Origin of the sequence: Parasedimentitalea denitrificans, from assembly GCF_011813015.1 — a bacterium.
Taxonomy (GTDB): Bacteria; Pseudomonadota; Alphaproteobacteria; order Rhodobacterales; family Rhodobacteraceae; genus Parasedimentitalea; species Parasedimentitalea denitrificans.
Window position 1 is genome coordinate 25,199 of record NZ_QHLQ01000007.1, and the last position, 12,667, is coordinate 37,865.

Annotated in this window: 10 protein-coding genes; 5 read left to right on the forward strand and 5 right to left on the reverse strand. The window is 52.9% G+C overall.

Annotated elements, in window-relative coordinates; translation table 11 throughout:
• The first annotated feature begins 41 nt into the window (after positions 1-41).
• Genes DL239_RS08930 through ureG form a run of 3 tightly spaced genes read left to right on the forward strand, consistent with a single transcriptional unit; the run spans position 42 to position 1,799 of the window.
• Positions 42-497 carry an urease accessory protein UreE gene (locus tag DL239_RS08930; RefSeq protein WP_157023921.1) on the forward strand — a complete coding sequence of 152 codons (456 nt, stop codon included), beginning with the start codon at positions 42-44 and terminating at the stop codon, positions 495-497.
• Positions 487-1,134 (forward strand): urease accessory protein UreF, encoded by a 648-nt coding sequence (locus tag DL239_RS08935; protein ID WP_158981767.1) that lies wholly within the window; start codon positions 487-489, stop codon positions 1,132-1,134. The genes DL239_RS08930 and DL239_RS08935 overlap by 11 nt, the downstream gene beginning before the upstream one ends.
• Positions 1,131-1,799: an urease accessory protein UreG gene (gene ureG / locus DL239_RS08940; RefSeq protein ID WP_167683663.1), complete on the forward strand. Its 669-nt coding sequence runs from the start codon at positions 1,131-1,133 to the stop codon at positions 1,797-1,799. The genes DL239_RS08935 and ureG overlap by 4 nt, the downstream gene beginning before the upstream one ends.
• A gap of 391 nt (positions 1,800-2,190) precedes the next feature.
• Here the strand turns inward: ureG and DL239_RS08945 are convergent, their stop codons facing one another.
• From DL239_RS08945 to DL239_RS08965, 5 genes are all read right to left on the reverse strand, one after another.
• A complete protein-coding gene (locus tag DL239_RS08945) occupies positions 2,191-4,254 on the reverse strand; it encodes an AAA family ATPase (RefSeq protein WP_167683664.1) in 2,064 nt (687 codons plus the stop codon).
• A gap of 706 nt (positions 4,255-4,960) precedes the next feature.
• The gene (locus DL239_RS08950; protein ID WP_167683665.1) at positions 4,961-7,183 is read right to left on the reverse strand and encodes a TnsB C-terminal domain-containing protein; all 2,223 of its coding nucleotides are present in this window, start codon (positions 7,181-7,183) and stop codon (positions 4,961-4,963) included.
• Positions 7,180-7,944 carry a hypothetical protein gene (locus tag DL239_RS08955; protein ID WP_167683666.1) on the reverse strand — a complete coding sequence of 255 codons (765 nt, stop codon included), beginning with the start codon at positions 7,942-7,944 and terminating at the stop codon, positions 7,180-7,182. Before DL239_RS08955 ends, DL239_RS08950 begins: the two co-directional genes overlap by 4 nt.
• 779 nt (positions 7,945-8,723) lie before the next feature.
• Positions 8,724-9,257, reverse strand: a complete 534-nt coding sequence (locus DL239_RS08960) for a transposase (protein ID WP_206188404.1) — start codon at positions 9,255-9,257, stop codon at positions 8,724-8,726.
• 228 nt (positions 9,258-9,485) lie between these two features.
• Positions 9,486-10,082 carry a TetR/AcrR family transcriptional regulator gene (locus DL239_RS08965; RefSeq protein ID WP_167683668.1) on the reverse strand — a complete coding sequence of 199 codons (597 nt, stop codon included), beginning with the start codon at positions 10,080-10,082 and terminating at the stop codon, positions 9,486-9,488.
• 125 nt (positions 10,083-10,207) lie between these two features.
• Here DL239_RS08965 and DL239_RS08970 point away from each other — a divergent pair, with 125 nt between their 5' ends.
• Together DL239_RS08970 and DL239_RS08975 are read left to right on the forward strand one after the other, a co-directional pair.
• Positions 10,208-10,651: a DUF4345 domain-containing protein gene (locus DL239_RS08970; protein ID WP_167683669.1), complete on the forward strand. Its 444-nt coding sequence runs from the start codon at positions 10,208-10,210 to the stop codon at positions 10,649-10,651.
• A gap of 170 nt (positions 10,652-10,821) precedes the next feature.
• Positions 10,822-12,657: a TniQ family protein gene (locus tag DL239_RS08975; protein ID WP_167683670.1), complete on the forward strand. Its 1,836-nt coding sequence runs from the start codon at positions 10,822-10,824 to the stop codon at positions 12,655-12,657.
• Positions 12,658-12,667: the final 10 nt, after the last annotated feature.

Below are 12,667 nucleotides of genomic sequence, written 5' to 3' on the forward strand. Positions count from 1 at the left end.
AGAACTCATTACGATATCTGCCCTTCCCATAGGGCGCTGTCATGAGCGCCCCGTCGATGGCCTGCCGTGCCTATCACAGCCATGCCCATGACACATCCCCGGTTGATCGGGTGGTGCTTGATTACGACGCCCGCTTTATGCGTCGTAAGGTACTAACCACTGAGGCGGGTCAAAAACTGCTGGTTGATCTCCCCCAAACCACATCTCTGGACCACAAGGGCGTGCTGCTGCTGGACGGTGGTGGCGAGATCGAAGTGGTCGCCGCATCGGAAAAGCTGTTGCAGGTCACCGGCAATGACATGACCCAACTGGCTTGGCACATAGGCAACCGCCACACCCCGTGCCAGATCGAACCCACCCGCCTGCTGATCCAATGTGATCATGTGATTCACGACATGTTGAAACAACTGGGCGCTAACCTCAACGAAGTAATCGAGCCCTTTACCCCGGTAGGAGGCGCCTATGGTCACGGGCGCACTCATTCCCATGCCCACTGATCCCGGTTTAACCCGAATTCAGCAGTGGCTGTCTCCGTCCTACCCGGTCGGGGCCTTCGCCTATTCGCACGGCCTTGAGACCGCAATCGAGACTGGTGCAATCCTCAACATTGATGACTTGCGGCTGTGGTTGACTGACCTGATAACAAATGGTGCCGGTTACAGTGATCCAATCCTGCTGGTCGCCGCCTATCGCAGTGAAGACGCCGAAGCTTTGCAGGATATCGACCAACAGGCACGGGCCTTTGCCCCGTCCAATGAGCGTCTGGCCGAGACAGCTCTGCAAGGTGCTGCCTTTTGCCAGACCACCTCGGCGATTTCAGACCATGACATTCCAGATTTAACTTATCCGGTTGGACTTGGCTATGCGGCGCGGCGGCACGGTCTACCGCTGGATGTGACCGTACATATGTACCTTCATTCCTTTGTTTCCAACCTTGTCGCAGCCGCGCAGCGGTTGATGCCAGTCGGACAAGTCGAAGGACAGCGTAATCTGACAGATTTGGCGCCTTTGATTGCTCAGATAGCGCAAGACGCTCTGACATTGGATCTCACCGACCTCAGCGGCTCCTGCTTTCTGGCCGACATCGCATCCATGCAACACGAAATCCAATACTCAAGGACGTTTCGCTCATGAGCACTTTTAATGGCCCCCTGCGGATAGGCATCGGTGGCCCAGTCGGCGCAGGCAAAACCACCCTGACCGCCGCCCTTGCGCGCGGTCTATCCAAAACCCACTCAATTGGGGTCATCACCAATGACATCTATACGCAGGAAGACGCTGAAGCGCTGATGCGGATGCAGGTGCTACCGCATGATCGCGTAATCGGTGTTGAAACCGGCGGCTGCCCACATACTGCCATTCGCGAAGATGCCTCGATCAACCTCGCCGCAATTTCCGAGATGCAAAACCGGCATCCTGACCTTGAAATTGTCCTGATTGAAAGCGGCGGCGATAACCTGTCAGCCACCTTCAGCCCCGAACTGGCAGATGTTACCATCTATATCATCGACGTGGCCGCAGGTGAGGAAATCCCGCGAAAGGGCGGCCCGGCAATCACCCGTTCTGATCTACTGGTCATCAACAAAACCGATCTGGCCCCCTACGTCGGGGCCTCACTCGAGGTCATGGAGAGGGATGCAAAGCGAATGCGCGGCGATGGGCCATTCTTCTTTGCCAGCCTGAAACACAACCAAGGTGTTGCGGACATTATCGCTCAACTTGCTGAGGTTGGTGGGTTTTCCACAGTGGTAAGTACGAACTCTCGCGATACTTTCTGTAAATCACCCAATTTCGGGTAGAGGCAGTTTTCATGACGAACGAAGAGCGCAACATTCAACGTAAACGGACGGTGCATCAACAAGCCATTCAGACGTCCAAGACCTGATGGGGGAGAGCGACAGTCTGCATGTTTATACCGTTCCCAATAGAAGTTAGAAAGATTGCGCCGTTCACGGCTCAACATCTCCGCTCGAAAGCAGCTCAAACTACTGGATTTTCTAGCGTATTGTGCAAGATAGAAGCCGTCACCTGTGAGCTGGATCATGGGCTCAAGAACTTTGGGAGGCAATGATCTTCTATCAATTAATTGGTCCGCGCTTTAGTTAGGGAACCCGAGGCCCACAGTCATTGCTAGTGGTTTCTTAAGACGGTGCCCTGGCCCAAACCTCAGACGCAACCGAAGCACTGACTTCAAACCACAGCATCTGGCGCCGCGTGTTCCGACAAAAGTTCTGTGAGACGGTCCCCAGTCAGAACACTCGTCTCCATGAGAGACTTTGCCATCACCGTCAGCCGAGCGACTATCGGCTCTAACCGACGCCGAGCTTCGACCTCTGCTGCCGCAATGAGCTCCGTGACCTCGGGCAGGTTGCAGTTGTACACGTCCCTCAGCAACGCTTCTGAGTTGCTTGCACCAAGCCAGATGGCCCCATTTTGCCCAAAACCAAATGAGCCAGCTTCATTGGCTGCCGAGATTGCGATCTTAGCGAGATCGGAATCGTGGTCTCCGCCAGAGCCGCTAGATGGCGTGCCAAGTAAAAGGATCTCCGCCATGCGCCCACCCATCAGGATTGTCCGATCACGATGCATTGTAGCTGCCGTGTGGACCATCTCCTGCCCAGTTATCCGGCACTCTCCCCCTTGTTCGGAGATCCTCAGAAACTCGACCGTTAACTCTTGATACGAGTTGCCCAAGAGCGCATGCCCGCATTCGTGTACAGACATCCTGAACCGTAGATCTTCTGATAAATTGCGGAAGTCGCCATTCAGTGAATGAAGTATATCAGAAGTCGTCAGCTGGCGTTTCGTCCGGCGCGCAATTGCCCGCCCCTTCCTAACCGCGGCCGCACAGTCGGCACCGGTTTTCCCCAAGGCCTGTACTGAGCATGCTTGGAGATCGATATCGGTTTCTTGGCGTTTCAGATGCTGTTTGAAGATCACTGCCAAGTCTGAGCGCTCTGGTAGTGGTATTGTTACGATATTGTCGAACCGTCCTGATCTTCTGATTGCAGCGGGGATCCTTTCCAAGTTATTTGCAGCGGCGACGACGCCGACTCCTTCGCACCCCCGGATGCCATCTAACTGTTCTAGAATGCCCTTGACGGCTTTCGTGTCATAGCTGGAGTTCTTGCCGTCGGCATCCTTCTGGAAGCTGTCCATCTCATCAATGAACAGCACGGATGGTGAGTTCTTCTTGGCCTCTTCAAACGTATTTGACATCGCTCTTAAGAAATCCCCTAGGTGACCGCGCTTCTGCCACTCGGAAAAAGAACCCGCCACAAAAGAGATACCGCCAGTCCGAGACATCGCCCGCGCCAGTTCTGTTTTGCCTGTACCAGGCGCACCAATTAATAGCAGCCCTCTGGGAACATCTGCCCAAGCAAGCTCACCTCGCTTGTAGCAAGCAAGCGCGTTCAACATATCCTGCGCTGCAATCTTAGCATCCCCGTATCCCACAAGCTGATCGAGCGGCACAACAGACTCCGCGATATCCGGCTTATCTTCGTCGTCTTCAGTCTGCTTTGGTGTGTTCGGACATCGGATTAGATAATCAATGGCGCCCACTGGATCTTTGGCCCGGCATGCGCAGATCAAATCGAACGGCGTAATGTGTTCGAACTGCTGATCTTCAGGCAAGTCTTTCAGAGCCGCAATGGCCGCAACTGTGGTTTCATCCGGATACTCGAAAGCTAAAACGAGTCCGATGATCTCCCTGTCGATCGGCCCTAGGACTACGATTTCATAGGGACAAGGTGGGATGAGTTTCTCAACCAGTACAGTTGTGTCTGCAATGTAGATAATCGGTTCGCCTGTCGATAACAGATCCGAAAACTCAGCCTCAGTTCGTATGGCGCTGGTGCGCTTGTCGAGTGTTCGGCAATGAATGGCATCCCCTACATCGCTGTAGTGTAAATTGCTGCTCTGAATGTACTGGTCCGCTGGCGCCGTTATCGTGATAGCGCGCGTGAGATCGCGTGACTGCAAGTCGGAACACACACACGTAATCGCTTTGTGACTGTACATGTCGAAAGAAACAGAGGATAGGCGACGGCAGAGCATGAGCACTGCGATGAAATGGCCTAACTTGACCTCATTGCCGTTGAAGACAGCGAAATCCATTGGCTCTTTGCCAGTCAAGCCGCTTTCCACTGCAAGCTCAGTCAATGGCTCCTCGCTGCCCACATCGACTAAGTATTCGAGAATTTTAGTATGAGCCGTGACGGTCCAAATAGACGTTTGTTTGTTCTCTGGCATGGTCGAGCTTCCTCCTCGCAAAGTGGTACCGTTCACGGAAATACGTGTTGAAGTTCGTTTAGATCAGTGATGGTTCCGCTGGTTGTCATCGTTGCCGTGACACAGATGGAACATAACATAAATCGTCTTTCTTGTGAAGGCTCCCACGGAAGACCACATCAACCAAGCCATTGAGAAACCTATAAATTTCAGGGATCCACGCTTTTCGCAGGGTCTTCTTGCCCTCATCCGCAAGCATTGACTTCGGGGAAATGTCTGAGGGGTTTGGAAGTTTGAGGTGTACGGATGAAACGCGTCCCGCTTTTCGCATATCGTTTTTCAGCGAAATTGGAAAAGTTTGGCTGAACGCGATGACACTCGTTATCAATAGATCGAAGCCTCGCAGCCCACTCATCGACAGATCACATTCGAGATCTTAGGCCTCAATCCAAACAGGTGATTCTATCCAATGCGTCTCAGAATAGCCTAGCTCAACCGCATCTAATTGATGCTCTTTGGCTGATCGGCCCCGGCATTTGGACCTAGCATCGTGCCGGTATAGCAAACGGAACAGAAAGCTTGACTGCGCGCCGAGTGTTCATCAATCGACTGTCGCACTCGTCGCTGCTTGCATATTTGCAGTAGGCGCTGGTGTTCGTTCATCGTGAGACTGCAACTGGAGTACCAAAGGAAAACGCCGCAGCTTTGAGGGCCGCGGCGATCTGGATCATTTTCTTTTTTTGCTACTTTTTCGGTTCCGTGAGCCTGATCTGAACCGGTCCATTTGTGTTTTGGGCTCATCTTCAAGGTTGTCCGGATCTTCCTCATCGTCTGCAACTGCCTGCATTCCCCGGCCCGTCTCGAAGCCGCCTTGCGTCAGCGGATCGACATATTCATCACGGCCGATGAACGGCTTTTCATGCTGTCCCTTGCCGAACTCCAATTCGTTCTTGGCGCGCTCAACTTCTGCTTTGGTGTATCCGAAAATGCCGATGTCAGAAGATTGCATGATGGTGGCCGCAAGACTGTGCCAACGATTATGTGCTTCACGACGGGCCCCCTCTTGCTCACGGGCTTCCGCATCTGCTTTGAGACGTTGCAGTTTTCTCTCCTCCTGCCATTCACGCAGCGATTTGCCCGCCATTTCCGGGTCACGGCTACGAACACTGATCAATTCGCCATTCGCAAGCACTGAAATGCCACCCAGATCATAAGGATCAACCATGATTTCCACACTCTCACCGGGCGCTGCGATGCGATCAACAAGGCGAGCCCTGCGTTGGTGGCGGATGAACTCGTTAGAATAGACCGCACCCGCAAAGCGGATACCCTCTGCACTGACCTTTGCGGTTGTATGATAGCCACATGCTTCGCGAAACTGCGCTGGTGATGGCAATTGTGTGATGTCATACTCCACGCCTTGCGAAAGCTTTTCCCACTTTGCTGCCGGTGTTTGACCGTTGAGTCCTCGATGCCGCGACTTATGGTATTCTGCGATAAACAGCAGGAATAATGTTTGAAACTCATCAAAGCAGATGCACACCTCCGACAGGTACTTCCGGTCGTTTCGCGCCTGTGGATTCTGGGCAGTGTAGCCCGGCAAGTACCGCGCAAACTTCAAGTCACAAGTCCAGAAGAAGCGCTCCATTGCACCTCTTAGATGGGATACACCCGCCGCGCCGTTCATTTGGCTGCTCGACAATAGCCGGACAGCGTTTGAGAACATCGCACCTCCGAATGGTTCTTTTCCGAACTCGGAACCACTGTCATTGCTGCCTTCCTGCATTAGGCACACATAGTTCCAATCAGAGTCTTTGATCCCTATCTCACGAAGAAGATAGGTCTTGTCTCTATAAATCATGCGCAGGCATTCCAGAGAGGCCTCTTGGTTAGGAGTCTTGCTGAAAGAAACGCCAACAATCGCACGCGTGCTTAGGTCTTCAGCCGCAGTCACCCACGGGCTGATGAACTTGACTTCCTTGCGCTTCTCTTCCGTCATCCTATTGTATTCTTCACGCGTGCAATCGAGCACTTTCATGTGAGCTCGCCAGGCATCAAACTGCACTAGCTGTCCGATCGCCGAAGCGCTCCGGCCCTGTTCTACAAAACCGAACTCTCGGACTGCCGCCGAATATCCTTCTCGTTGCATCTTTACTTCAAAAGGATCGAGATACAGTCCGATCCATCGTTCGTACTGCCGCTGAGAGAGTACCTTGATCAAGGGACGGCCGATTGAAGCCCGATAAGTATTCTCTTCTTCCACATCATCGAGCATGTCATCGATGACCTTTTTCATGGATGCTGGATAACTTGTGGCGTATTTCCCAAGCCGCTGCATTACAAAGAAAAAATCCGCGCTTGCTTGCAGATCGAGATCGATCGGATCGGATTTTGTGGGGAGGAATACATTTTGGTTTCCATTCGAACGCCGATATTTTCGGAATGTATCCAGCAACGTGCTGTTTGCAGGAAGCCTGTGAAGCCGTTGCGCCGCGTTAGGTTTCTGCGTTCCATAGAACTTGCGCGATTGGTAAGTTTCATAGTCATCGATGAGGGAAGCTCGGAACTCCCCAACGCCTTCGCGCGTAAGCTTCATGCCCATCGCGTGATACCGTTCCATCAAGCGGCACTGCTGTACAATCAATTCGACCCGTTCCCGCTGGTGCGCATTGGCACCATTCAGCTCACGGGAGCCATAGAGTTCTCGATCGCGCATACGCGTAGCGCTGTAATAACCGCGCTGAACTTCCATGACCTCAGTATCAATGAGATGGCGGATTTCTTCGGGGCGAAACTTGCGAATTTCAAGCTCACCGTCGCGACCTTTGACAGACATGCGGTACCGCTTGATCTCCTTCGAGTGTTTGTCGATTTCCGGCGCGATACTCGATACACGGCAACCCTCATAGGTCACCAAGTCATTTGGGGTCAGGTTCTGAAAATAGGTCATGCTGCCGCGCTCCAGAGTTCAGTTGTTGGGCTGAATGGATCGAGAAGGTCTTTGCGAATATCACCATCACCCACTAATCGGATGACCGCGCGATGCGCACGATGTTCGAGGCCTGAGGCATCAACGATTTCCTGGAAGCTGAACCCCTCCCCGAGATCCTGGGCGAGATCAGCCATGGTTTTGTCCGCTTCCGGGTCCCAGCCGCGACGGGCTTTATGAATTGCTTCCGCGCAAGCGCGATAATTCGGATGGAAGACGTAGCGAGAGGTCACCGCGAACCGGTCGGCAACTTCTATTGGCGTTTGAGTTGCAATGTTTTTGACTTCACGAATGTAGGACTGTCGGCGAGCCTTGTTGTCATACTTGACTGAAACCAGAACTTCCTCTCCATCGCGGAGCAGAGCGTGAGCGTCCACTCGCGTGAAAGTCTTCCTGCCATCCTCGTCATAAAACGGAACCTTCGTCAGCTGTTCTTTGAAATTGATCACATCGGGGTGACCGGCGATGTTCGTATAAACTTGAGCCTCTTCGAAAGAGGCACACCAGAACTCCTGAAACGCGGCGCGGCGATGCAAGCGCGTCAGAAAGGCCACCCGGCAGGTGCCACTAGACTTCCCGATCTCATCTTTCTTCAGGTGCGTGCGAATAATCTTGTGAGGATCATCCGGATCGGCAAGCGGTGGAGGCGAAAAAGTTGCCTGCCAAAGATGAGGCAAGGCGGCGTGCGGGTGGTCTGTCGCGATCTCTACTACGTTTTTCATAGCATAACTTTCCTATTCGCGCCGGTGAGTTCGACGCGTCCAGTGATGGGTGATCGCCCTATCGGGCAAATATTGGTGATGGCTGCAGAAGACCTGCCCGTTGCGCGAGTAGCGCACAGGTGAGTTGCCATCGATTTTTCCGAAGGCGAACTTGTACAAGAAAGGTGGTTCGACTAGTTTATCGGTATCTTAAGTCGATCTACAGTCAGCCCCCTTTGTGTCAGGAAACTTCAGCGCCCTGCGCTGTTTTGGGGTGTTGAGTAGTTTTGCTGTTCCTTTCTCCGTATCGCATGTGGAGCACCGCACGCGGTCGCCCCTTCCAGAACTGGTTTGGTGGTGTTGCCGCCGTTTTCGGCGACTTACTTGTTCTGCTCGATGCTACCGGATGTGAGATCATCTCACATTCGATCGGAAAAGCTCTCCGTGGGGTCCATGTCATGGCATCAGACGACTCACAGATTATGATTTATTAGAGCACATCCCCAGGCATCGAGTCCAATTACTGTTTAGTATCAGCGAATTACGTGGCGCCCAACTTTCTCGCAAGGCATAAGTTCAACCATTTCTCTCTTCCTTCCTGTTTCTTTTCTCAGCCGTTTCTTCGATCAGCGTTGCCACTGTCAAATTCGCAAGTAGGCGCAAAAAATCTCTTCCGATACAGCAAACAGGCCTTCGATTATATAGAAAACTCAACAGATGTTCGCTGGTACAGCGTTTCGTATACATCCGGGTGGGCCTACTAAAGTCTTACCGCTTTTAGGCGCAGGGTGTTTACGTATTCAGAGATTTTCCGACAAAGTTTCAAAGGGATCGCTCGTGGCTTCCGTGCAGATGCACTTGGCGAGCAGTCCAGAACCGTCGGGAGCCAGGTCTTGCTTCAAGATCTTCCTAACACGCTGGGCCGTCGGATAAGGAACGCCGAGAAAGTCGGCGAGAGCGTGAATGCCGTAGTCATAACGTTCATTGGCAGCGCGCCATCGAATGTACTCTTCTGCCGCGTCGAACCAGCATTGTGGTGACAGTTTACTTGAGTGCAGCACGGTGCCGGTCAGAACAGTAAACTGGTATCTGCAATCGCGGCAGTGGTAGACTTTTCGCAACTCGAGATAGCCGACATTCTTGGTGTCGCATCTTAGGCAAGTGACCCCAATTGGCCAGCGGACCGCGGCAAGTCGGTCACGGCAGTCGGATTCTGTTTCGAAGGTAGAAGCCACGCCGTCTACTGGGAGCTGTTGCCCTAGAGTTTGCCAATATTGGAAGTTCTGGAAATCGTCGGATGGAGGCTTCTTGGTCATAGAAGTGATGTACTTCACTAGCTGGGCCGACTGCAATCACTGGTGAAGGTTTCGGGAGTTCGGCGGCACTCGCGGCCATGACCCGAAGGTAGCTTTCGATATAATTATCCAAATGCTCTAAGCTGAGGCAGGTAACGGCCCTCAGCCCACATTCGTGACCAATGCAGCGAATAGTCGGAACGAGCCCAAGATGCCGGATGCTGCGAGATGCACCAAGGTCAGCTCTTCCTCATATTACGAATTGGCTTAAGTGATGATGCTCGTAAGGAGTTGTTTGGTCATCAATGTCGCGTCGGCCCATGGGTAGTCAGGAATAGTAATCATGCAAAAAGCGATCCCGATCATTCCAGATATGAGTGTGTCAGTTCTCATTTTAACGTCATGTTCTTGTGGAAGAACATTTCGAATCAAATCCGAAAACATCAAGACGTGTGCCAAGGTATTGTCGTCCATAACGAATGTACTGACATCCGCCCGCGTCACATCGTTAGACATAAAGACAAGTCGAAAATGATCAGGGTGATCGATCCAATAGGCGATAAAGGTTTGTGCGGCTGTTTGTAGCCGTTCACTCGGAACAACGACCGATTTCAGCTTTTTCTCGATGTCATGTGACATGTCCGTGAGGACGTCTGCCCAAAGGTATCGAAGAATATCCGTCTTGCCCTCAAAATGCGCATAGATTGTCATCGGGGCGCATCCGACCTCTCTGGCCAAACGGCGCATTGAAACCGCCCCGAAGCCTTCCGTGCGGTAAATCTCAAGCGCGTGTTTCCCGATCTTTGATCGGAACTCCAGAATTTCAGCCTTGCTGCGGGGTGGCCTGCCAGCGGTTCTAGCCATAGTTAGGCCCTCTTCAGTTTATTATAGAACGCGTCCCAAATAATGCTTGCCTTGTCAAGATCACATTAATATAGAACGCGTACCAATTATTATGGACCCACAGGCGTGCATTTAGGAAACGTGAAATGAACAAGACAAACTTACTGAACTCGGTTGTTGTGATCGTTGGCGCTGTAATCGTCTTCCTAGGTTTGAATGTCGGCCTAGGCGGGATAAAGACACTGGGATGGCAATCGACGCGCGATTTTGTTTCGATCACAGATGCTGCAACATTCCATGCTCAAGATAGCCACATTCGGTTCATTGGTGGGGTCTGGTTTGGCGTCGGTGCTGCGTTCATGATTGGCGGCTTTGCAATGCGCATGTTTCGCTCAACTTTGATTATTCTGTCGGCTATGGTCGCAATCGCGGGTCTGTTTCGACTTAACGGCATGGACACTGAGGTCATATTTAGCGCAGCGATTGCCCCGTCACTGGCATTTGAGCTGGTGGGTTTTCCGCTGCTTGCTTTGTGGCTGATGGCGTCTGGCAAACGGGACACAAAGGTAATCAAGGATGAGAAATCCTGATAGCGGACATCTACTCGATTGATTTGGAGGTCAGTTTTGTCCGCAGTGCAGACTTCCATGGCCAGCGCAGCGCACGGCTCCTTACCGCCCTTTCTGCCAATAATACTACACTGATGGAGGCATCTTTGAGCGCGTTTGACAGATTAATGCTTGGCTCCTACCTGAGCCCTATGAAAGACAATAGCTTTATATCACCCCTACATACTTCCCCCCGCGAGCGGGAGCCCGCTTTTGCCTTCATGTCCCGGTTGGCAGCCATAGGCAGCACCTCTGTTGTTGAATTCGGACAGGACGTTGAGCTTCCCTTCGCAGACGCGCTTAAGGGAGAAACATCTGTTCTAAAGGGGCTCAGCAGTCTTTCTGGTGCTCATCTACCAGCAATAGAAGACTGGACACCTGCAGTAGATGGCGATGCCAAGCGCAGCCTGCATGGTCATCGTTTTCCAGCCCGACCGATGCTAACGTCCGAGGTTCGTGGCTGCCCTTGCTGTCTTCGAGAAGATATCGCTGGTTCGTCATTACCACCGCATCGCGCGATGACCTTCCGCTCCCACTGGCTCATCCATCATGTCAGCCTGTGCCTGCGGCACGGACGGCAACTGGTTGTTCTGTGGAAGGTCGCAGCACCGACGCAACGCTATGACACTGCAGCGCAATTTCGCTTGATTGCCGACCAAGTAATCTCAGGTGCCCTGCAAGGCGAAGAGCGTGAGCCGACTGACTTCGAGATCTGGTTCGACAAGAGGTTGGAGGGAAAGCCTCACGCAGCAACATGGTTGGATGAACACCCTCTACATGCGGCGGCCGTCTTCTGTCGACTGTTGGGCACGGCTCTGTTGAAGCTACAAGGCATCCACCTCTCGCAAATCGCACCAGGATCAGATTGGGGCTGTTACCAGATGGGCTTTGAGGTTGCACGACATGGAGAACAGGCGGTCCTGAAGGCATTACAGAAGCTGAATCGGCTCGCCGAGCCTCGCCATGGGCCAAAGGCTGTATTCCCCATGCTTTACGATCGCTTGACACACGACCACAAAGAGGACCCTGATTTCACACCTTTTCGAAAACTGCTTGGTAAACATCTTCGAGCAAGCTGGCCTTTGGGGCCTGGTGACGATCTGCTGGGCACACCTGTGACAGTGCGAACGTTGCATTCAGTCCGCACCGCAGCTGAGGAGACCGGCGTAGATGTCCGCCGTCTTCGCAAGATGCTTGAAGCGTCCACGATGATCGACCCCAACTTGCCGGATAGCTGGGCTGTTTTCGATGCAGCCGAAGCAAAACCGATGCTGTCATCATTAGTCGACTTCATGTCAGCAAAGGAGTTTTTCGAAACCTTTCACATTGGACGGTCTCAGTTCAATCTCTTGGTCAAGGACGGCATTCTGCAGCCTGCTCTCAAGGACGTAGATTCAAAACACGTCTGGGATCCGCGCGATGGGCGGGCCTTTCTGGACCGGCTGCTGGTCGGAGCCGAGACCATCCAGCAAGCGCAGCACGGGTGGGAGAAAATCGCCAAGTCGGCGCAACGGCTCAAGCTACGCCCTGGCGATATCATTCGTGCAATCTGTGATGGGCGCATTCATCGCGTTGCACGCAATGCCCAGTTTGACGGCTACGCCGCGGTTCACGTTTATCATGATGAAGTTGCCCAGATTCTTGCACAGGACCAGCCGTCCGCAATGTCTCTGAGGCTGTTCGCCGAGACCGTCGGTCTTGGTAATCCGGTCTATCTAAGCCGACTGGTGCGCGATGGACATGTGTCCACCACCGAGATGCGCAATCCTAGGACCAAAGCGATGCAGCGGTTCATCGCCCCCCACGATGCCGCCGCTTTTCATAATCGCTTCGTTACACTTCGAGTGATTTCGAAAGCGAAAGGAACGAGCTGGCAATCGCTATCGCACCATCTGCGCCGAGCCGGTGTCATGCCTTTCAGCACGGACAATGCCGACTACGGCAACATCTACCTGAAAAAGGACGTCGAAGCAGTGCTCGCTGACTGAAGCCCTATCT

Coding starts and splice junctions, on each gene's coding strand:
- DL239_RS08930 (WP_157023921.1), top strand. CDS start 42: ATGAGCGCCCCGTCGATGGCCTGCCGTGCCTATCACAGCCATGCCCAT.
- DL239_RS08935 (WP_158981767.1), top strand. CDS start 487: ATGCCCACTGATCCCGGTTTAACCCGAATTCAGCAGTGGCTGTCTCCG.
- ureG (WP_167683663.1), top strand. CDS start 1,131: ATGAGCACTTTTAATGGCCCCCTGCGGATAGGCATCGGTGGCCCAGTC.
- DL239_RS08945 (WP_167683664.1), bottom strand. CDS start 4,254: ATGCCAGAGAACAAACAAACGTCTATTTGGACCGTCACGGCTCATACT.
- DL239_RS08950 (WP_167683665.1), bottom strand. CDS start 7,183: ATGACCTATTTTCAGAACCTGACCCCAAATGACTTGGTGACCTATGAG.
- DL239_RS08955 (WP_167683666.1), bottom strand. CDS start 7,944: ATGAAAAACGTAGTAGAGATCGCGACAGACCACCCGCACGCCGCCTTG.
- DL239_RS08965 (WP_167683668.1), bottom strand. CDS start 10,082: ATGGCTAGAACCGCTGGCAGGCCACCCCGCAGCAAGGCTGAAATTCTG.
- DL239_RS08970 (WP_167683669.1), top strand. CDS start 10,208: ATGAACAAGACAAACTTACTGAACTCGGTTGTTGTGATCGTTGGCGCT.
- DL239_RS08975 (WP_167683670.1), top strand. CDS start 10,822: ATGAAAGACAATAGCTTTATATCACCCCTACATACTTCCCCCCGCGAG.